The organism is Kitasatospora sp. NPDC001225, from assembly GCF_053597855.1.
Window position 1 is genome coordinate 78,944 of sequence record NZ_JBSFJC010000008.1, and the last position, 18,446, is coordinate 97,389.

Annotated in this window: 16 protein-coding genes, 1 tRNA gene and 1 riboswitch; of the genes, 6 read left to right on the forward strand and 11 right to left on the reverse strand. The window is 74.1% G+C overall.

The window, feature by feature from the left end; translation table 11 throughout:
• Positions 1 to 137: 137 nt before the first annotated feature.
• Both ACWDCZ_RS04660 and ACWDCZ_RS04665 read right to left on the reverse strand, forming a co-directional pair.
• Positions 138 to 1,670 (reverse strand): sensor histidine kinase, encoded by a 1,533-nt coding sequence (locus ACWDCZ_RS04660; RefSeq protein WP_449815189.1) that lies wholly within the window; start codon positions 1,668 to 1,670, stop codon positions 138 to 140.
• Positions 1,667 to 2,371, reverse strand: coding sequence for a response regulator transcription factor (locus tag ACWDCZ_RS04665; protein WP_449815190.1), 705 nt, complete (start codon positions 2,369 to 2,371; stop codon positions 1,667 to 1,669). Before ACWDCZ_RS04665 ends, ACWDCZ_RS04660 begins: the two co-directional genes overlap by 4 nt.
• 134 nt (positions 2,372 to 2,505) lie before the next feature.
• Here ACWDCZ_RS04665 and ACWDCZ_RS04670 point away from each other — a divergent pair, with 134 nt between their 5' ends.
• A complete protein-coding gene (locus ACWDCZ_RS04670; protein ID WP_449815191.1) occupies positions 2,506 to 3,072 on the forward strand; it encodes a hypothetical protein in 567 nt (188 codons plus the stop codon).
• A gap of 48 nt (positions 3,073 to 3,120) precedes the next feature.
• Here ACWDCZ_RS04670 and ACWDCZ_RS04675 read toward each other — a convergent pair whose 3' ends face one another.
• On the reverse strand, positions 3,121 to 3,726 hold the full coding sequence (locus ACWDCZ_RS04675) for a VOC family protein (RefSeq protein WP_449815192.1): 606 nt from the start codon (positions 3,724 to 3,726) through the stop codon (positions 3,121 to 3,123).
• Between the two features lie 273 nt (positions 3,727 to 3,999).
• Between ACWDCZ_RS04675 and ACWDCZ_RS04680 the strand changes: the two genes are divergently transcribed.
• Positions 4,000 to 4,482, forward strand: a complete 483-nt coding sequence (locus tag ACWDCZ_RS04680; RefSeq protein ID WP_181970601.1) for an Lrp/AsnC family transcriptional regulator — start codon at positions 4,000 to 4,002, stop codon at positions 4,480 to 4,482.
• Between the two features lie 152 nt (positions 4,483 to 4,634).
• Positions 4,635 to 5,405 (forward strand): helix-turn-helix domain-containing protein, encoded by a 771-nt coding sequence (locus ACWDCZ_RS04685; RefSeq protein WP_049654774.1) that lies wholly within the window; start codon positions 4,635 to 4,637, stop codon positions 5,403 to 5,405.
• A 73-nt stretch (positions 5,406 to 5,478) separates the two neighbouring features.
• On the opposite strand, the gene ACWDCZ_RS04690 is transcribed toward ACWDCZ_RS04685, so the two are convergent.
• The 3 genes from ACWDCZ_RS04690 to ACWDCZ_RS04700 all read right to left on the reverse strand — a co-directional run bounded on the left by ACWDCZ_RS04690 (position 5,479) and on the right by ACWDCZ_RS04700 (position 9,174).
• Entirely contained in the window at positions 5,479 to 6,285 is an 807-nt protein-coding gene (locus tag ACWDCZ_RS04690; protein ID WP_449815193.1) for a S16 family serine protease, read from the reverse strand.
• A gap of 38 nt (positions 6,286 to 6,323) precedes the next feature.
• Positions 6,324 to 6,974, reverse strand: coding sequence for an IclR family transcriptional regulator (locus tag ACWDCZ_RS04695; protein WP_049654777.1), 651 nt, complete (start codon positions 6,972 to 6,974; stop codon positions 6,324 to 6,326).
• A 367-nt stretch (positions 6,975 to 7,341) separates the two neighbouring features.
• Complete coding sequence (locus tag ACWDCZ_RS04700; RefSeq protein ID WP_449815199.1) at positions 7,342 to 9,174, reverse strand: DEAD/DEAH box helicase; 1,833 nt, start codon at positions 9,172 to 9,174, stop codon at positions 7,342 to 7,344.
• A 312-nt stretch (positions 9,175 to 9,486) separates the two neighbouring features.
• On the opposite strand from ACWDCZ_RS04700, the gene ACWDCZ_RS04705 reads away from it, so the two are divergent.
• Entirely contained in the window at positions 9,487 to 9,912 is a 426-nt protein-coding gene (locus ACWDCZ_RS04705; protein ID WP_049654781.1) for an SsgA family sporulation/cell division regulator, read from the forward strand.
• A gap of 145 nt (positions 9,913 to 10,057) precedes the next feature.
• Here the strand turns inward: ACWDCZ_RS04705 and ACWDCZ_RS04710 are convergent, their stop codons facing one another.
• The 3 genes from ACWDCZ_RS04710 to ACWDCZ_RS04720 are packed head-to-tail and all read right to left on the reverse strand — an operon-like array spanning position 10,058 to position 14,600.
• The gene (locus ACWDCZ_RS04710; RefSeq protein ID WP_147409113.1) at positions 10,058 to 12,670 is read right to left on the reverse strand and encodes a rhomboid family intramembrane serine protease; all 2,613 of its coding nucleotides are present in this window, start codon (positions 12,668 to 12,670) and stop codon (positions 10,058 to 10,060) included.
• On the reverse strand, positions 12,637 to 13,962 hold the full coding sequence (locus ACWDCZ_RS04715; protein WP_049656928.1) for an alpha/beta hydrolase: 1,326 nt from the start codon (positions 13,960 to 13,962) through the stop codon (positions 12,637 to 12,639). Before ACWDCZ_RS04715 ends, ACWDCZ_RS04710 begins: the two co-directional genes overlap by 34 nt.
• On the reverse strand, positions 13,959 to 14,600 hold the full coding sequence (locus ACWDCZ_RS04720) for a class F sortase (RefSeq protein ID WP_049656930.1): 642 nt from the start codon (positions 14,598 to 14,600) through the stop codon (positions 13,959 to 13,961). Before ACWDCZ_RS04720 ends, ACWDCZ_RS04715 begins: the two co-directional genes overlap by 4 nt.
• A gap of 405 nt (positions 14,601 to 15,005) precedes the next feature.
• Here ACWDCZ_RS04720 and ACWDCZ_RS04725 point away from each other — a divergent pair, with 405 nt between their 5' ends.
• The gene (locus ACWDCZ_RS04725; protein ID WP_199823158.1) at positions 15,006 to 16,295 is read left to right on the forward strand and encodes a polysaccharide deacetylase family protein; all 1,290 of its coding nucleotides are present in this window, start codon (positions 15,006 to 15,008) and stop codon (positions 16,293 to 16,295) included.
• Positions 16,296 to 16,298: 3 nt separating this feature from the next.
• On the opposite strand, the gene ACWDCZ_RS04730 is transcribed toward ACWDCZ_RS04725, so the two are convergent.
• Together ACWDCZ_RS04730 and ACWDCZ_RS04735 are read right to left on the reverse strand one after the other, a co-directional pair.
• Positions 16,299 to 17,738, reverse strand: a complete 1,440-nt coding sequence (locus ACWDCZ_RS04730) for an MFS transporter (protein ID WP_117488028.1) — start codon at positions 17,736 to 17,738, stop codon at positions 16,299 to 16,301.
• Between the two features lie 94 nt (positions 17,739 to 17,832).
• Complete coding sequence (locus ACWDCZ_RS04735; RefSeq protein ID WP_049656934.1) at positions 17,833 to 18,147, reverse strand: DMT family transporter; 315 nt, start codon at positions 18,145 to 18,147, stop codon at positions 17,833 to 17,835.
• A 44-nt stretch (positions 18,148 to 18,191) separates the two neighbouring features.
• Positions 18,192 to 18,257, reverse strand: a riboswitch (guanidine-III (ykkC-III) riboswitch).
• Between the two features lie 84 nt (positions 18,258 to 18,341).
• Between ACWDCZ_RS04735 and ACWDCZ_RS04740 the strand changes: the two genes are divergently transcribed.
• Positions 18,342 to 18,413: transfer RNA gene (locus tag ACWDCZ_RS04740), tRNA-Cys, on the forward strand.
• The last annotated feature ends 33 nt before the right edge of the window (positions 18,414 to 18,446 follow it).

The window sequence follows — 18,446 nt, forward strand, 5'->3', positions numbered from 1 at the left end:
CGCGACCGACGCTAGCGGTGGGCCGGGGGCGCGGCGGGCGGGCTGAGCGAGCGGTAGAGGTCCCTTAGGCCGCCGTTAAGGAAGAGCGCGCGGCCGCCGTGCCGCCACACCTGGCGCCCGGCCACCCCGAGCCGCCGTCACTTCTGGAACAGCGCGCCCCGGCTCCGCCGCCGTCCGCCCCGCGCGGGCGCCGCCTCCTGCGGCCCGGTGCGCAGCCGCAGCCGGGTCTCGGCGCCGCCGAGCACCGCGGAGCGGCCGAGCGCGAGGTCCCCGCCGGTGGACTCGGCGAGCTTGCGGACGATGTCCAGGCCGAGGCCGGTGGAGCCCTCGCCGCCGTGGCCCTCGCCGCGCTTGAGGGCGGCGGCCGGGTCGCTGTACCCCGGTCCGGCGTCGCCGACCAGCACGATCACCGAGCAGTCGGTGGCCAGTACGTCCACCGAGAAGGCGGTGCCGACGGCGGTGTGCCGGAAGACGTTGCCGAGCAGCGCGTCGACGGCGGCCGCCAGGTCGCCGCGCTGGACGGGCACCGGCGCCGCCCGCTCGGCGCCGGCCAGCTGCCAGCGGCGCCCCTCGTCCTCGGCCAGCGCCGACCAGAAGGCGACCCGCTCCCGGATCACCTCGGCGGCGTCGCAGCCAACCGCGACGACGGGCGCGTCCTCGGGGGCGCGGCGGGCCGAGCGGATGATCTGGTCGACCTCGCGCTCCAGTTGGGCGACCGCGTGCCGGGTGGCGTCGGCCGCGTCGCCCTCGCCGAGCGAGGCGGCGTTGAGCCGCAGCACGGTCAGCGGGGTGCGCAGCCGGTGCGACAGGTCCGCGGCCAGTTCCCGTTCGGCGGCGAGGAGTTGGACCACCCGGTCGGCCATGGTGTTGAACGCCTGGCCGGCCTCGCGCAGTTCCTCCGGGCTGCCCGCGACCAGCCGACCCTCCACCGGGACCCGCACCGCGAGGTTCCCGGCGCCGAGCGAGCGGGCGGCGGCGGCGAGCTTCCGCGCGGAGGCGACGATGCGGCTGCCCATCCGGTCGGCGACCAGCACCGAGATGGCGACCAGGCCGAGCGCCACGGCGGAGAGCACCTGCCAGGCGGTGGCCACGCCCCGGGTGAGGTCGCTCTCGGCCACGAACACCTCGACCACCGCGGTCCGCCCGGTGTCCACCGCGACCGGCTGGAGCAGGGCGTACCCGCCGGCCACCTTCACGGTGAAGGAGCGGCCCTTTCCGCCGGCCGTGGCCACGTCGGCCGCGGCGGCGCGCCCCACCCCCAGCATCGGGCCCTCGGGCTCGCCGGTCCCGGCGGCCGCCACACCGGGGCCTCCTCCGCCCGTCCCCGCGGCCACCGTCCCGGGGCCGCCCCCGCCCGTCCCCACGGCCGCCGCCTCGGCGCCGCCCGCTCCGGCGGGCTGCCCGGCCGCCGGAAGGTGCACCGCCATCCGCCCCTGCCCGCCCGCGTCCGTACTGGCCAGGGCCCGGTTGACCGCGTCCTCGTCGGTGGTGATGGCCAGGGCGGGCCCGAGCGCCGCGGCCTGCCGCTCGGCGGCGGTGAAGGCCCGGTCCCGCGCGGTCTGTTGGACCATCAGCCCGAGCGGGATCAGGAAGGCCAGCGCGACCATGGTGGTCCCGGCCACCGCGGCCTTGATCAGGGCCCAGCGCAGCGAGCGCCCGAACCGCCTCATGTCCGGTGCTCCGGCAGTCCTCCGGCGGCCTCCAGTCGGACCCCGACGCCCCGGACGGTGTGCAGGTAGCGGGGGTTGGAGGCGGTCTCGCCGAGCTTGCGGCGCAGCCAGGAGAGGTGGACGTCGATGGTCTGGTCGCCGCCGTAGGTCTGCTGCCAGACCTCGGCGAGGATCTCCTTGCGCGGCACCACCACGCCGGGCCGGGCGGCCAGGAAGGCCAGCAGGTCGAACTCACGGCGGGTCAGGTCGAGCGGCCGTCCGTCCAGCGCGGCCTCCCGCCGCTGGAGGTCGATGGCCAGTCCGCCGACCCGCAGCACCTGGGCGACGGGGGCCGAGCCGCTGCCGAAGCGGCGCAGCACGGCGGTCATCCGGGCGCTGAGGTGCTCCCCGGAGAAAGGTTTCACCAGGTAGTCGTCGGCGCCGTCGTTGAGCAGCCGGATGATCTCGGCCTCGTCGTCCCGGGCGGTGGAGATGATCACCGGAACGTTGGTCAGGCCCCGGATCATCTTGAGCGCCTCGCTGCCGTCCAGGTCCGGCAGGCCGAGGTCGAGGATCACCAGGTCACAGCCGACCTGGGCGACCTCCCGCAGCGCCTCCAGAGCCGTGCCCACACTGCGGACCGCGTGACCGGTGTCGGTCAGGTGCCGGATGAGGGCGGATCGTACGAAGGGGTCGTCCTCGACCACGAGCACTGTTGCCATGGGCCTGCACGGTACGCCATCGCCGGTCAGTGGTCTGTACCTCGGGGGTGGGTCCGGACATTGTGCAACTGCCCTGCTGAATACCGGGGGTGCCGGTCTCCATCCGTATGGAAATACGGCAGGATGTGCGGACGATGCGGAACGGACTGGTACAGCTCGGCGCCTGGGCGGCGGCCACCGGGGCGGCGGTGGCGCTGTCCTGGCTCGGCGTGCACGCGGTGCTGACCGGCGCCGCGTTCGAACGGCCCACGGCGCTGCCGCTGCCCTCCCCGAAGGCCGACGGCACGCTGCACTCCGCGCCCGCCACCGCGGACCAGCCGCGCTCCGCCGCACAGTCCACGACCCCTTCCCCGGCGGTCTCCCCGACCACCGGCACCACCAACGCCGCCACCACCGCCACCGCCCCGCACGGCCCGGCCCCCGCCACCACCGCCGCCGCGCCGCCCACCCGCCGGCCCGTCCCCACCGCCACCACGACGTCCACGGTGAAGAGCTACCCGATCCCGGGCGGCAAGGTCGCGCTGGACCTGAAGCCGGACCGGGCCACCCTGGTCTCCGCCACCCCGGACCCGGGCTGGCAGATGCAGGTGTGGACCGACGGCCAGTGGCTGCGGGTCGACTTCACCCGGGGCGACGAGGCCAACTCCGTCTTCGCCTCCTGGAACGGCCACCCGCCGATCGTGGAGACGGCGATCCGCTGAGGCGCTTCCGGCGGTCCGTCAGGAACCGGTCCGCCGCACGACGCCCCGTCAGAGGCCGTCGCACGGCACGTACCCCGGCAGGTACGGCCCCACGTACCCCGCCCGGTCCACCAGCGTGTGCCTGGTCCCGCCCGGCACCCCGATGGTGGCGAGCACCACCGCGCCGTAGTCGTCCCGCGCCTCGTACGGCTCGGCCAGCGACAGCGCGCCCCGGTCCACCGCGTAGTCGTAGGCGTAGTAGACGTCCGGCACGCTCACCGCGAGGTCCAGCACCCCGTCCCCGTACCGGTCCAGGTACGCGGTCAGCTCCCGGCCGCGCGGGCCGCCGGTCCGCACCCGGGGCGCGGTCCGGGAGGCGGCCCGCACCGGGGCGGCGGGCACCGGCGGGGCGGCGGGCACCGGGGAGGTGAGCACGATCCGCGTGCCCGGCGCCGCGAGCACGTACGAGAGCAGCTCCGGCTCGCCGGTCTCCGGCCCGGCGTACGCGGTACATCGCAGCCCGAGCGCGGCGCAGTAGCGGCGGGCCGCCCGCTCGGCGTCGGCGACCGCGAAGACCACCGCGTCGGCGCGGCCCATCGGCAGCGGCCCCGCCTCCGCCGGGTCCGCTGGGAGGTCTGCCCCGAACAGGGCGGGTTCGGCGGCGGTGTCGGTCATGACTGCCCTCCCGGTAGGCGTACGGACCATCGTGGCCGCCCCCGGCACCGGGGGTGGGGCCCTGCGCACGGGGGTGTGGCTGGAGGGTGTCGCCGGGCCGACCCGCGCGCAACTGTTCCGTTTCCTCCTGGTCAAGCTGTGCCCCGGAGCGGGAGAATCGGCCGCGCCGCTGTACAGAATGCCCACCACAGGACGGTGCCGCGAATGCCCCCCGCCCACTCGCCGAGCTCCCCCGGCTCCCCCAACTCCACTGCCCCTCAAGGGAATTCCATCGTGGGCAGTACGAACGACACGATCGACCCGCTGGACGGCCGGCTGATCCGGCTGCTCGCCGAGGAGCCCCGGATCGGGGTGCTGGAGTGCTCGCGCCGGCTGCAGGTCGCCCGGGGCACCGTCCAGGCCCGGCTGGACCGGCTCCAGGCCAAGGGCGTGATCGGCGGCTTCGGCCCGGAGGTGGACCCGGCGGCGATCGGCTACCCGGTGACGGCCTTCGCCACCCTGGAGATCTCCCAGGGGCAGGGCGCGGACGTGCGGGCGCACCTGGCGAGCGTGCCGGAGGTGCTGGAGCTGCACACCATCACCGGGATCGGGGACATGCTGGTGCGGATCGTGGCCCGGTCCAACGCCGATCTGCAGCGGGTGATCGACCGGGTGCTGGGCTTCGACGGGATCGTCCGCTCGTCCACCGCGATCGTGCTGGAGAACCCGGTGCCGTACCGGATCCTGCCGCTGGTGGACCAGGCCGCCGCCGAGTAGGAGGGTCCGCGCCACGCCACGCGCCGATTCGGCATAGGCAGGAGGCGTCGGGGGCCGCAAGATTTATGTATGAACGTTCTACAAATCCTGGCGCCGCTCTCCGGCCCGCTGATACCCGTGGCGGCCGCGCCCTCCCCCTGGTCGGCCCCCGCATGACGAACGCCGTCGCGGCCGACGGTACCGCCCCCACCCTCATCGCCTCCGCCCAGCGCGCCCTGCGCCTGCTGGCGGCGGCCGCCCGCTACCCCAAGGGCGCCACCGCCAAGCAGCTCGCCCGGGACACCGACCTCGCCCTGGGCACCGCCTACCACCTGCTGCGCACCCTGGTGCACGACCACTACCTGGAGCGCCACAGCGGCCGCTACCTGACCGGCCCAGCCGTCACCGGGCTGGTCCGGGACGACGGCCCGGCCACCGACCGGGCCCGGCTCAGGGCCCTGCTGGGCCTGCTCGCCGACGAGCTGTCCGCCGCCGTCTACTTCACCTGGTACCGGCACGGCGAGGTGGAGCTGATCGAGGCCGCCGAGGCCCCCGGCGCGCCGCTGATCGACCGGCACAGCTGGCGGGTCGGCGCCCACGCCCACGCGGCCGGGAAGACCCTGCTCGCCCTGATGACCGCCGAGGAGCGCCGGGCCCACCTGGCCCGCTACCCGATGGTGCCGTTCACCCCGTACACCCTGCGGGACCCGGCCTGCCTGCCGCTGCTGCCCCGCCAGGGCCCGCGGCGGGCCGTCCCGATCACCCAGTTCCAGGAGTACGCGCTCGGCTCGGCGGGTGCGGCGGTGCCGATCGTCGCGGGCAACGGCATCGGCGCGATCTCGGTCTCCCTGCCGATGGCCCAGGCCCACCGGCTGGCCGGGATCGCCGCCGAGCTGCGCACCCGGCTCGGCGAGGACTTCGCCGCGGTCGCCTTCGGAATCTGACCGCGCGGGCCGGGCCGACCCCGTGCGGGGGGACGCCCGGCCGGTCGGAGGCCCGCACGAGGCCGGCCGGAGGTCAGCAGGACGGGACGCTGCCGCCGCTCTTCAGCGCCTCCAGGGCGGAGACCGCCTCGCCGAGGGTGCCGACCGGCACCAGCCGCAGCGACTTCGGGGTGTTCACCTTGGCGTCCGAGCACTCGTCCTTGGGCAGCAGGAACACCGTCGCGCCGTCCCGGGCCGCCGCCTGCGTCTTCAGGGGGACGCCGCCGACCGGGCCGACGGTGCCGTCCGCCTCGATGGTGCCGGTGCCGGCCACGGTGAGCCCGCCGGTGAGGTCGCCGCCCTTGCCGTCGCCGGCCAGCTTGTCGACGATGCCCAGCGCCAGCATCTGGCCGGCGCTCGGGCCGCCGACCGCGCCCAGGTCGACCTTGACCTTCACCTGGTCCGGCGACAGGCGGAGGTAGTTCAGCGCGGCCGCGGTGGCGGCGTCCTGCGACTCGGCCATCTGCGCGGCGGTCGCCTCGTCGGCCTTCACCGGGTTGCTCTCCGGGTAGACCGTCTCGGTCGGGCGCACGGCCTCCTTCGGGTCGAACCAGGCCTGCATCGAGCGCCAGAAGGTGTTCTTCTGCCCCGGGTTGGTCGCCGTGATGGTGACCATCCGCAGCTCGCCCTCGGTGGTGCGCAGCGGCGCGCCCGTGATCGTGAGGACCGGCTTGTCCTCGTACGAGCCCAGGGTGTCCGCGGTCAGGCCCGGCCAGGTGATCGTGTACGGCAGCGGGACGAAGGCGGCCACCCCGAACAGCACGGCGACCAGCACCCCGCACAGCGTGAGCGCGCGGGTCCGCGGGGAGGTGAGGGCCTTGGAGAGCTTGGTGTCGGACACAAGGGGAATCCAAACACACCCGACACCGGGTGCGGGCGCTACCTCAGGGCGTCGGCCACCTCGGTCGCCGCCTCCACCACCCGGGGGCCGACCCGCTCGGGCACCATGCCGTTCAGCATCACCACGCCGACGCTGCCCTCGATGCCGCTCAGTCCGACCAGCGCGGCGGCGGCCCCGCTCGCCCCGGACTGCTCCTCCGCCCGGGTGATGACGAAGCCCTGCTCGGGCCGGCGCTGGCTGGGGAAGGTGCGCGCCTCCAGGATCGCCCGGCCGGCCGCGCTCTCGGTGAGCGGGTGGCGCAGGCCGGTCCGGTAGGCGACGTGGAAGTCGGTCCAGCTGGGCTCGACCACGGCGACGGCCAGCGCCTCGTTGCCGTCCACCAGGGTCAGGTGGGCGGTGGCGCCGAGGTCCTCGGCGAGGCTGCGCAGGGCCGGCAGCGCGGCCTCGCGCAGCAGCGGGTGCACCCGGTGCGCGAGGCGCAGCACACCGAGGCCGACCCGGGCGCGCCCGCCGATGTCCCGGCGGACCAGGCCGTGCTGCTCCAGGGTGGCCAGCAGCCGGTAGACCACGGTCCGGTTGACGGCCAGCCGGGCGGCCAGCTCGGTCACGGTGAGCCCGCGCTCGGAGTCGGCGAGGAGCTTGAGGACCCGGACGCCGCGGTCCAGGGTCTGGGAGGTCTCGGCTGTCACGACGGGCAATCCTTTCCGCGGCGCTCGCGGGGCGGGCGGCGCCGTTCCAAGGTCGGTGTCGCGCGCAGGTGGGGGTGGCCGCGCTCGGGCCGTACGGCGTCGTCGTTGACGCGCACGGCCCTGCGACGCCGTCCCGCGGGGGTTGCCCGACGGAAGAGCGTGGGGGAAAGGTAGTGAAGGAAATGACGCGACGGAAGTGGTTGTCCAAAATTCGGGCGTGATCAACTCCAACAGCGCCTCGAATTCGGGACGAACCCCCGCGATTCGCCGGGTGCGTCGGGCTCCGGACGCGCCCCCGGTCCGATGACCGGACGCGCCGCCCTTCGAAGCCCCTCCGCCGACAGGCCCCGCCGGGCCGCCGCCCGGACTAGTTGGCCCACTCCCGGATCTTCACGATCCGCGCCTTGAGCTGGTTGGCGGTGGCCTGCGCGGTGAGCGGCCCGCCGCACTGGCGGCGCAGCTCGTTGTGGATGGTGCCGTGCGGCTGGTTGGTGCGGTGGTGCCAGGCGGCCACCAGCGCGTTCAGCTCCTTGCGCAGCTCCCGCAGCTCCTGGTGGGTGACCACCGGCCGCTGCTCGGCCGGCAGCTCCAGCAGGTCGGCCTCCTCGGCGGGCTTGGTCCTGCTGCGCTGGATCTGCCGGTGCTGGCGCTTCTGGAGCAGCATCTGCACCTGGTCCGGCTCCAGCAGGCCCGGGATGCCGAGGTAGTCCTCCTCCTCCTCGCTCCCCGGGTGGGCCTGCATGCCGAACTCCATGGCGTTGTACAGGACCCGGTCGAAGACCGCCTCGGAGCCCAGCGCCTCGTAGGAGAACTCGTCGCCGCCCGCGCCGTCCGGCCCGTCGTTGGCCCGCTCGGCCTCGGCGAGCAGCCGGTCCTCCTCGTCGAAGAGGCCGTCGCCCTCCTTCTTCGGCCGGTCCAGCACGTGGTCGCGCTGGAGCTCCATCTCGTTGGCGAAGCCCAGCAGCATCGGGATGGTCGGCAGGAACACCGAGGCCGTCTCGCCGCGCTTGCGGGCGCGCACGAAGCGGCCGACGGCCTGGGCGAAGAACAGCGGGGTGGAGATCGAGGTGGCGTAGACCCCGACGCACAGCCGGGGCACGTCGACGCCCTCGGACACCATGCGGACGGCGACCATCCAGCGCGAGGTCCCCTCCGCGTAGTCGGAGATCCGCTTGGAGGCCTCGGTCTCGTCGGAGAGGACCAGGGTGACCTTCTCGCCGCTGATCTCGCGCAGCATCTTGGCGTAGGCGCGGGCCACGTTCTGGTCGGTGGCGATGACCAGTCCGCCGGCGTCCGGGATCGCCTTGCGGACCTCGGTGAGGCGCCGGTCGGCGGCCTGGAGGACGGAGGGGATCCACTCGCCCTGCGGGGACAGCGCGGTGCGCCAGGCCTGGGCGATCAGGTCCTTGGTCATCGGCTCGCCGAGCCGGGCCTCCAGCTCGTCGCCGGACTTGGTGCGCCAGCGCATGTTGCCGCTGTAGCTGAGGAAGATCACCGGACGGACGACGTGGTCGGCGAGCGCGTGCCCGTAGCCGTAGGTGTAGTCGGCGATGGACTTGCGGATGCCGTCGCTGCCCGCGTCGTAGGCCACGAACGGGATCGGGTTGGTGTCGGAGCGGAACGGCGTACCGGTCAGCGCCAGTCGGCGGGTGGCCGGTTCGAAGGCCTCGAAGCAGGCCTCGCCCCAGGACTTGGAGTCACCGGCGTGGTGGATCTCGTCCATGATCACGAGGGTCTTGCGGGCCTCGGTCCGGTTGCGGTGCAGCATCGGGTTGACCCCGACGCCCGCGTAGGTGACCACGATGCCGTGGTAGTCCCGGGAGAGCGGCCCGGAGGAGTACGCCGGGTCCAGCCGGATGCCTATCCGCGCGGCGGCCTCGGCCCACTGCTTCTTCAGGTGCTCGGTCGGTGCGACGACCGTCACCTGCTGCACCAGGTGGTTGTGCAGCAGGTACGAGGCCAGGGTGAGCGCGAAGGTGGTCTTGCCTGCGCCCGGGGTGGCGACCGCGAGGAAGTCGCGCGGCTGGGTCTCGATGTACTTGTCCAGCGCGCCCTGCTGCCAGGCCCGCAGCTTGCCGGCGGTGCCCCAGGGGGCGCGGCCGGGGAAGGCCGGGGAGAGGTGGTGCGAACCGGCGGGCGCGGCGTGGCCGACGGATCGGACGGGCGCCTGCGGCTCCGGTACGTCGGAGAACAGCGGCATCGAGGAGGCGGCGGCAGTACTCACGGTCTCCGAGGGGGATCATCGCAGGTCAGAGGCGGTTTTGCGGCCTCACCCCGCGGTCGGGCGGCAATCGGACAACCCGCCCAGCGTACCGGGTCCGGCGCCGTTCGGGCCTCCAGGCGGCGCTCCGCGCCGGGCCCGCGCGGCCGGAAATCGATGTGACCCGGATCACACCGATTGCCTCGTGGAATCCGGTAAGCACCACCCGTCCCGGGACTCTCACCAGGGTGAGGCCGCAGCAACCCTCACTGCTGTCACGCAGCCTCGCACCGAACCGAAGGGACCCCGCCCGTGCGCACCGTCGAAGAGACCGTCCAGGCCCGCCTGATCCTCTCCTCCCACCGCTCCGTCCGGCTGCGGGTGGGGCTCTCCTACCTGCCGGAGGACCCGCTGGCCGTCCGGATGGCCTTCCCCGCCGAGTTCTCGCTGGACGACCCGGCCGAGCGCCGGGGCTCCGAGGACATCGTCTGGGTCTTCGCGCGCCAGCTGCTCTCGGCCGGTCTGGAGCTGCCGTCCGGCGCCGGGGACGTCCACGTCCGGCCCGCGGTCGGCCGGCGCACCATGGTCGAGCTGCGGGCGCCCGAGGGCACCGCGCTGCTCCAGTTCGACGCCGCCGACCTGCGCCGCTTCCTGTGGCGCAGCCGGCTGGTCGTCCCCGAGGGCGAGGAGCACCTGCACCTGGACGCCGACCGCGCGCTCGCCCAGCTGCTCGGCTGACGGGGGCGCCGGCCCGCGGAAGCGCCCCCGTGCTTCCGGGCCGTGACGCGCCCGCCCGCGTGGTGAACCGTCCGTCCGCGTCCGTCGCGCGGCGACCCGGGTCCGGGGCCCGGGAAGCCCGTACGGTCGCGCCCCCAGGGGCGGGTCAGCCCGAGAGCTTGCGCATCAGCCGGACGCCCTGGGCCGCCGTCAGGTGCGGCAGGTACGCCTTGCCGATCGCCCTGGTGATGCCGGGCAGCGCGGCCGGGTCGGGGTACGCCATGTACATCGGCCGGTACTCCGGCTGGAACTTCGCCTTGAACGCCAGCAGCGAGCGGAAGCCGTACACCGGCTCCAGCACCTTGCCCATCCAGTCCAGCATCCGCTGCAGGCCGGTGGGCTCCTCGTCCTGCCCGGTCCGGGCCAGCGGCGCGCCCGACAGCGACAGGAAGCGCGCGCCCTCCTCCTTGAAGCCGAGCGCCGCCGAGGCGATCAGGAACTCGCTGACGCCGCGGAAGCCGTCCGAGCGCCGGCGCATGAAGTCCAGCGTCCAGCCGACCGGCACGCCGTTCTCGTACACCGGCATCCAGCTGGTCAGCCCGTGCACCACCCGCTGCTCGTCCACCGCGATCAGCACCCGCACGTCCGGGTCGTCCAGCTCCTCCAGCCCGCCGAGCGTGAAGCCCATCTCCGGCAGGCCCTTCTCGGAGACCCACTCCTCGGAGATCGCCCGGATCTGCTCCCGCAGCGCGAGCGGCGCCTCGTGGTACGCCCACCACTCCGCGGAGATGCCCTGCTTGCCGGCCTTGTTGAGGGCCGTGCGGATGTCCTGCCACTTGCGGCCGGTGAAGGCCAGCTCGGGCAGCGGCACCACGGTGTCCTCGGCGACCTGCACCGAGCGCCAGCCGAGCTGCGCGGTGGCGGCCCTGGTCTCGCCGCAGACGCTGTAGAAGCACGGCGTCCAGCCGCGCGCGTCGCAGTACCGGGCGAAGCCGGCCACCGCCCGGGCCCGGTCCTCCGGCGCGCCGAACGGGTCGCCGGTGGTCAGCGCGACGGTGCCCACCACCCGGTAGGCGACGGCCGCCCGGCCGCCCTCGTCGAACCAGTAGTGGTTGCCGTCCCAGGTGGCGATGAACGAGAGCGTCCCGCCGCCGTGCTCGGCCAGCAGCGCCCGCGCGCGGGCGGCCGCCGCCGCGTCGGTGTGCAGCACCGGCCGGCGGAAGACCGACAGCAGCACGGCCAGCGCGACCGCCCAGAACGCCAGCCCGCAGTACGTCTCCAGGAAGCGCGCCACCGGCCCGACCGCGATCGGGTAGTCCGGCAGCAGGTCGTTGTACGCGGGCGGCAGGAACTGGGCCGGCAGCCCGGCCACCAGCCGGCGGGCGGACGCCCCCGGCTCGAACTCCCCGGCCACCAGCCGCCCGACCCCCACGTAGGTGGCCGCGGAGGCGAGCGCCGCGCCGCCGAGCACCAGGGCCAGCCGGCGCACCGAGCGGCCGGACAGCCGCAGCAGGAACCGCTTGCGGGTGGCCACCAGCAGCGCGGTGGTCAGCAGCGGCAGCAGCAGCGCCTCGACGAAGTACTGCACCACGTCCCGGCTGACCGGCCCGGCGTCCAGGTAGAGCCAGCACAGCAGCGCCGCCCAGAGCAGCTCGGTGGCCACGGTGACCAGCCAGGCGAACCGCAGGCCCCGGCGCAGCCCCTCGGCGAGCACCAGCAGCAGTGCCGGGATCAGCGCGGCCATCATCCGGCCCGGGGTGTCGAAGATCCGGACGACGGCGTGCGCCCGGGCGCAGTCGTGCGCCGACTGCGCGCAGAAGTCGGCCACCTCGTCCGGGCTGAGCCGGTGCGAGAAGTACAGCTCGGAGAAGGTGTTGAACGGCCCGCTGGCGTTGTCGTACAGCGAGGCGAGCAGCGGCCCGAAGGCGGCCGCGACCAGGCAGAGCGCCACCAGCACCCGGGTCTCCGAGTGCGAGGAGCGGTGCGTGCGCAGGTGCGGGCGGCCCCGGCTGACCAGCGCGCCCAGGCCGAGCCCGGCCAGCGCGGCGGCGCACCGCTGGACGCTCTGCAGGTGGCCCACGTACAGCGTCATCACCAGCGGGACGAGCAGCACCAGCAGGTGCAGCCGGCGGCGCCAGAGCACGGTGAGCCGGTACCCGAGGACCCCGGCCAGCGCGAACACGCCGACGCCGGGGCCGACCGAGATCTGGTCGGCCACCGAGGCGGTCCACTGCTCCCCCGCCGAGGAGCCGAACGCGACCAGCCCGGTGCCCAGCAGGGTGCCGACGACCTGCCCGCCGACCAGCACCGCGAGGGTGCGCAGCCGCCCGAGCCGGTGCTCGGCGGCCGGGCCGACCAGGAGCAGCAGCAGGCTGGTGAACACGTACGAGCCGCGGCCCGAACACCAGAACATCGAGGTGACCGGCGTCCACCAGTGGCCCTCGGCCAGCGTGGACAGGCCGATGCCGGCCCGCTCCAGCAGCCGGTCCGACGGGCCGTGGCCCAGGCTGCGGGTGGCCGCGCCGAGCAGCCAGAGCCCGGCCAGCAGGGCCAGCGTCAGCGGCGCCGAGCGCAGCCTGGCGCCGAGGACCCCGGCCGCCCGCCGGACCTTCTGCGGGCGCGGCTCCGGCGTCCGGGTGACCGGCGCCCGGTCGGCCCGGTCGGTGCCGCGCTCGGCCGAGCGCTCCGCGTCCGGCCCCGGCCCGCGCTGCTCGCCGACGGTGGCCAGCGCCGTCCCCGCCCCGGTCACCGGGTCAGCCCGGTCTGCTGGGCGAGCCACGGGAGCTGCTGGGCGATGCCGGGCCGGAAGACGACCCAGCCGTGGCCACCCGGCATCAGTTCGAACTTGGACTTCATTCCGGCCGCCTGCGCGGCCTGGTAGACCTTCTCCATCTGCGGTCTGAACTCCTCGTCGGTCTCGCCGACGACCAACGCGACGTTGGTGTCCGGGAACTTCTTGCGGGCCATCACCTGGAGCGGATCGACCGCGTCGAACTTCTTCTCGTCACCACCGAAGGCGGCCTTGACGGTCTGTTCCCGACTGCCCAGGGTCGGTTCCTCCTGCCCGGACATGTCGAGGACGGTGCCGTACACGTCGGAGGCGTTGACGCCGAGCTGGAGGGCGCAGGTTCCACCCATCGAGGCGCCCCCGATCGCCCAGGACTTCCGGCCGGCCGCCGTCTGGAGGTGCTGGTGCACCCACTCGGGGACGTCCACCGCCAGGTAGGTCTGGGTCTTGGCGATCTTGGAGTCGAGGCAGAGCGTGTTGGCCCAGGTGGAGCCGAGCTGGTCGGGCATCACCACGATCGGCGCGAGGCCGCCGTGGTCCGCGGCGTAGGCGTCCAGCGCCTCGTTGATCTGCGCGGAGAGCACCCAGTCCCCCGGGACGCCGGGCTGACCGGTGATCATCACGATCACCGGGAGCAGCGGCCGCGGGGTGGCCTGGTAGGCGGGCGGGAGGTAGACGTACGCGTCGCGGGCCTTGAAGCCCGACTTGGTGCCGGGGATCGGCACCACCGACACGGTGCCCTTCTCGGGCAGGTCCGCCGGGGGCTGCCAGACCTCCTCCAGCGTCCTGCCCGGCGGGGCGGCCACGGTCTGGCCCGCCTTGTCGGCGACCAGCCCGTCGGTCTTGGTCAGCCACGGCGCGAGCATCACGCGCCCGCTCGGGAACTGGCCGAAGCCGATGTTCACCTCGGAGGAGGCCATCAGCACCACCAGGCCGCACAGGCCCAGCGCGAGCCCCCGCCGCCGCCAGGTGAGCCGGCGCATCCGGTAGCCGGCCAGGCAGAGCCCGGTCAGGGCGATGGCTATCCACCAGGTGACGTACTTGGGCGTGCCCTCCGGGAAGGGGTGCCACCAGCCGTCGACCACGACGTCCAGCAGCCAGCTGAGCGCCGCGGCGGTGATCAGGGCGGCGGGCAGGCGGACCCGCCACCAGCTCCGGCCGCGGCCGACGGCGAGCGCGATCAGCGCCGCCCAGCCGGCCGCCAGCACGGCGTGCGGGATCAGGCCCTCGGTGAGCGGCCAGTCGATCGGGTTCCAGCGGGAGGCAAGGGTCAGCGTGCTCATGCGGCTTTGCCCGGCGGGGTGGTGTCGGCCAGGAAGCCGTAGGCGACGACGTTGCCGTCGTAGCCGTGCTCCTCGCTGTACGAGCCGCCGCAGGTGATCACCCGCAGCTGCGCGTCAGTGGCCTGACGGTAGACCCGATCGTCCGGGAAGTCCTTTCGGTCGTGCACTTCGATGGCGTAGAGCTGGTAGACGGCGGTGGCGCCGTCCGCCCGGGCGATCTCGATCCGGTCCCCCCGACGGAGCGCGCCCAGATGATAGAAGACCGCGGGGCCGGTCTTGTTGTCGACGTGTCCCGCCAGGATCGCGGTACCGCGCTGGCCGGGGCTGGCCCCGCCCCGGTACCAGCCCGCCAGGTTGCGGTCCGCCTCGGGCGGGGTCTGCAGGTGGCCGTCCGCGTCCAGTCCGAGCGCGGTGACCGGGGCGTCCAGGCGCACCGCCGGGATGCGGATCCGGGTCGGCGCGGACGGGCCCAGCGGAGGGACGACCGAGACCGGCGTGATCCCGGCCTGGGCCTGGCCGGCCCCCGGCGCGGGCGGCAGCGACGGGCCTCCGTCGTGCACGAGCCAGGCACCGAGCACCAGCGCGGCACCCGCCGCCAGGGTGCCCGGCCAGGGCCCCCTGCTCTGCTGGACGCCCACGGGCGCTCCCCTCTGCCGACGGAACCCCGCTTCCTGGGAGTTTCCTGGGAAACAATTCAACCGGAACGGACTGTAAGGCACGTCCATACGACGGTCGTACCGGCACCCGCCGATCGGCAGGGCTGACGCCCTCTTTCGTGCGCCCCGTGGGCACCCGGTCGCGGAGCGCGACGGCCGCCCCCCGCATACGATCGCCGCAGGAACACTCCCGACACGAGCTACCGACGGTTCTACGGACCCGATCGGTTGCGGCGTTCGGGCGATCGCTCCGGACGACGCGCTGCGCCTCTCCGACCGGCCCCGCCCCCGTGCCATGCTGACCCGGCCACGGGTTGTATCACCCACTTGTCCGACCGGACTCCGCACTCCCGCACACCGCCCCACCGCCCCACGAACGGAGTGACCATGGAAGCCCTCTCACGCCGCACCCTGCTGGCGGCGGGCGCCGCCACCGCCGCCACCCTGGCGGCCGGCTGCGGCAGCGACCACGCCACCGGCGGAGTGCGGGTGCCCGGAGCCGTCGTCCCGGCCACCGGCGCGGCCGACGAGCGGGGCGACACCCCCGCCCCGGCCCCGGCCCCCAAGCCGCAGGCCGTCCTGATCGGCGACGGCTCCACCTCGGACACCGGCGCCCAGCCGCACCAGCCGGTCCCCGACCGGCTGCAGCCCGGCCAGCGCCCGCCGCAGTTCGTGGTCTTCTCCTGGGACGGCGCCGGCGAGCTCGACAACGGCCTGTTCGCCCGCTTCCGCCGGCTGGCGCAGGAGCACGACGCGAAGATGACCTTCTTCCTCAGCGGCCTCTACCTGCTGCCGGAGTCCAAGAAGGACCTCTACCGCCCGCCGCAGCACAGGGCCGGCGCCTCCGACATCGGCTACCTGAGCGACCAGCACATCCGCGACACCCTGGAGAACGTGCACGCGGCCTGGCTGGAGGGCCACGAGATCGGGACCCACTTCAACGGCCACTTCTGCGGCTCCACCGGCGTCGGCAAGTGGTCCCCCGAGGAGTGGGACAGCGAGATCCAGCAGGCGATGGACTTCGTGACGAACTGGCGCACCAACACCGGCTTCACCGACCTGCCGGCGCTGCCCTTCGACTACCGCAAGGAGCTGATCGGCAGCCGCACCCCCTGTCTGGAGGGCCAGCGCAACCTGCTGCCCACCGCGGTCAAGCGCGGCTGGCGCTACGACAGCAGCGGCAACGGCACCCAGGTGTGGCCGCAGAAGATCCAGGGCGGCGCCCTGTGGGACCTCCCGCTGCAGTCCATCCCGTTCCCCGGGCACACCTTCCAGGTGCTCTCGATGGACTACAACATCATGTACAACCAGTGCGGCCCCAACACCAAGGCCGACCCGGCGCTCCACCCCGGCTTCCAGACCCAGGCCCGCGACGCCTACCTGATGGGCTTCGACCGCACCTACAACGGCAACCGGGCGCCGTACGTCATCGGCAACCACTTCGAGGAGTGGAACGGCGGCATCTACATGAACGCCGTCGAGGACGTCCTCCGGACCATCGCGGGCAAGCCGGAGGTCCGGCTGGTCTCCTTCCGGCAGCTGGTCGACTGGCTGGACGCCCAGGACCCGGCGGTGCTGCGCAAGCTCCAGACCCTCGCCCCGGGCCAGGCACCGGCCGGCGGCTGGGAGGCCTTCCTCGGCGCCCCGGTGGGGGCCGGAGCCCCCGCCGGGTCCTGACCGTCAGGCCTTCGCCCGCACCCGGCCGGCCAGCAGCGCGCCGAGCAGCGCCACCCCGGCCATCGACAGCAGGATCACCGCGAAGGCGCCGGGCGAGCCGGCCGCCCCGCCGCCCTCGTGGGCGGCGGCGAGCGAGCCGCCGCCCAGCGCCGCGAACAGCACCCCGGCCATCCCGGTCAGCAGCACGTTGCCCAGCGCGTCGCTCATCTGCAGGGCGGCCGAGTTGGCCCCGGCGTCCTCCGGCGTGGAGAGCTTCATCATCAGCACGCTGACGCTCGCGATCGCCATCCCCATCCCGATGCCGCCGACGCCCCAGGCCACCGACGCGACCCAGGCCGGCACCGCCGGGAACAGCACCAGCGCGGCGCCCCCGATCGCCACCGCGGTCAGCAGCAGGCCGCCCCGGATCATCGCCTCGCGGTAGCGCTCCGCCCCGGGCCGGCCCTGGAGCCAGGAGCCGACCGCCCAGGTGAGGCCGCCGCTGGTCAGGGTCAGGCCGGCCAGCGTCGGCGAGAGGTCCCGCTGGGTGGTCATCATCAGCGGGACGAAGGCCTCGGCGCCGAGGAACGCCCCGGCCGCCATCCCGCGCAGCAGGATCACCGCCGGCAGCCCCCGCCCGGCCCGCAGGGTCCCGGTCGGCAGCAGCCCCAGGACGGCCGGCACCAGCAGCGCCGCCCCGGCGATCCCCGGGAGCAGCCCGATCAGGTCGCGCCGCTGGCCCGCGTACTGCAGCAGGCCGGCGCCGACCGCCGCCATCGCGGCCAGCAGGGTGCGACGGCGGTCGAAGGCCGCGCCCCGGACCACCGGGCGCTCCCGCTCCGAGCGGGCCAGCGCCGGGCCCATCACGGCCAGCGGCAGCAGGATCAGCACCGGCACGGCCAGGAACACCCAGCGCCAGCCCAGGTGCTGGGTGACGGCCCCGGAGACCAGCGGGCCGATGATCGAGGGCAGCACCCAGGCGGAGGAGAAGGCCGCGAACACCGCGGGCCGCAGCCGCTCCGGGTAGGCCCGGCCGACGACCACGTACAGCGCGACGATCACCAGCCCGCCGCCCAGGCCCTGGATCGCCCGGCCGGCCACGAACACCCACATCCCGGGCGCCGTCCCGGCCACCACCAGCCCCACGCCGAACACCGCGATGCCGCTGAACAGCGGCCTCAGCGGGCCGCTCCGGTCGCACCACTGGCCGGAGACGACCAGGGCGAACAGGGTGGTGGTGAAGTAGCCGGAGAAGGCGAAGGCGTACAGCCCGAGCCCGTTCAGCTGGCGGGCCGCGGTCGGCATCGCGGTGTTGACGGCCGTCGCCTCGAAGGCGATCACCAGGACCACCGAGACGATCCCCAGGGTCAGCGCGCGGTAGCGGCCGCCGAGCACCCCGCCACCGGGGTCGTCGTCGAGGGGTATCGGAACAGGGTCGACCGAGGTGGGGGAGGCAGTGGTCATACGTAACATCGTAAGAGCCGTCCGCCCCGATGACCCCTGACCCCGGTCGGTGATCGACTCCGCCCCGGGACCTACGCCGCGGGCCCGCCGGGGCTCAGTGCAACACCTTGAGGCCCACCACGCCGGAGACGATCAGCAGCAGGCAGCCGATCCGGGCCATGGTCACCGCGTCCCCCAGGACGGCCATGCCGTAGACCGCGGTGCCGACCGCGCCGATGCCGACCCAGACCGCGTAGCCGGTACCGATCGGAATGGTGCGCATCGCGTACGCCAGCCCGCCCATGCTGAACAGCAGGGCGACGCCGAAGACGAGGCTGGGAACGAGGCGGGTGAAGCCCTTGGACGATTCCAGGGCGACCGCCCAGACGGTTTCGAGGAAACCCGAGAGGATCAGAACGAGCCAGGCCATGACGGTGGTGCCTCCGCAGTCCACAGCGGCCGGATTGCCGCTGAACTGCGCCGTCTTGTCGTCACCGGGTACGACGCGCTCGTCCGGGGTGGCGGAAATGCCGCCACCGGTCTCCGACGGTAGCACACACTGCCATACAGAATTTACAAAGGAGCGTTGACCGCTCTCCCCGGATCGGCCACTATGAATTCACTGGCCGTGTGCCCGAGTGGCTTAGGGAACCGTCTGCAAAGCGGTACACGCGGGTTCGATCCCCGCCATGGCCTCGTGGAGAAAGGAATTGCCGGTCGACCCGGAAA

Excerpts from the sequence above, each read along its gene's own strand:
- ACWDCZ_RS04660 (WP_449815189.1), bottom strand. The coding sequence starts at position 1,670 with ATGAGGCGGTTCGGGCGCTCGCTGCGCTGGGCCCTGATCAAGGCCGCG.
- ACWDCZ_RS04665 (WP_449815190.1), bottom strand. The coding sequence starts at position 2,371 with ATGGCAACAGTGCTCGTGGTCGAGGACGACCCCTTCGTACGATCCGCC.
- ACWDCZ_RS04670 (WP_449815191.1), top strand. The coding sequence starts at position 2,506 with ATGCGGAACGGACTGGTACAGCTCGGCGCCTGGGCGGCGGCCACCGGG.
- ACWDCZ_RS04675 (WP_449815192.1), bottom strand. The coding sequence starts at position 3,726 with ATGACCGACACCGCCGCCGAACCCGCCCTGTTCGGGGCAGACCTCCCA.
- ACWDCZ_RS04685 (WP_049654774.1), top strand. The coding sequence starts at position 4,635 with ATGACGAACGCCGTCGCGGCCGACGGTACCGCCCCCACCCTCATCGCC.
- ACWDCZ_RS04700 (WP_449815199.1), bottom strand. The coding sequence starts at position 9,174 with ATGCCGCTGTTCTCCGACGTACCGGAGCCGCAGGCGCCCGTCCGATCC.
- ACWDCZ_RS04715 (WP_049656928.1), bottom strand. The coding sequence starts at position 13,962 with ATGAGCACGCTGACCCTTGCCTCCCGCTGGAACCCGATCGACTGGCCG.
- ACWDCZ_RS04725 (WP_199823158.1), top strand. The coding sequence starts at position 15,006 with ATGGAAGCCCTCTCACGCCGCACCCTGCTGGCGGCGGGCGCCGCCACC.
- ACWDCZ_RS04730 (WP_117488028.1), bottom strand. The coding sequence starts at position 17,738 with ATGACCACTGCCTCCCCCACCTCGGTCGACCCTGTTCCGATACCCCTC.
- ACWDCZ_RS04735 (WP_049656934.1), bottom strand. The coding sequence starts at position 18,147 with ATGGCCTGGCTCGTTCTGATCCTCTCGGGTTTCCTCGAAACCGTCTGG.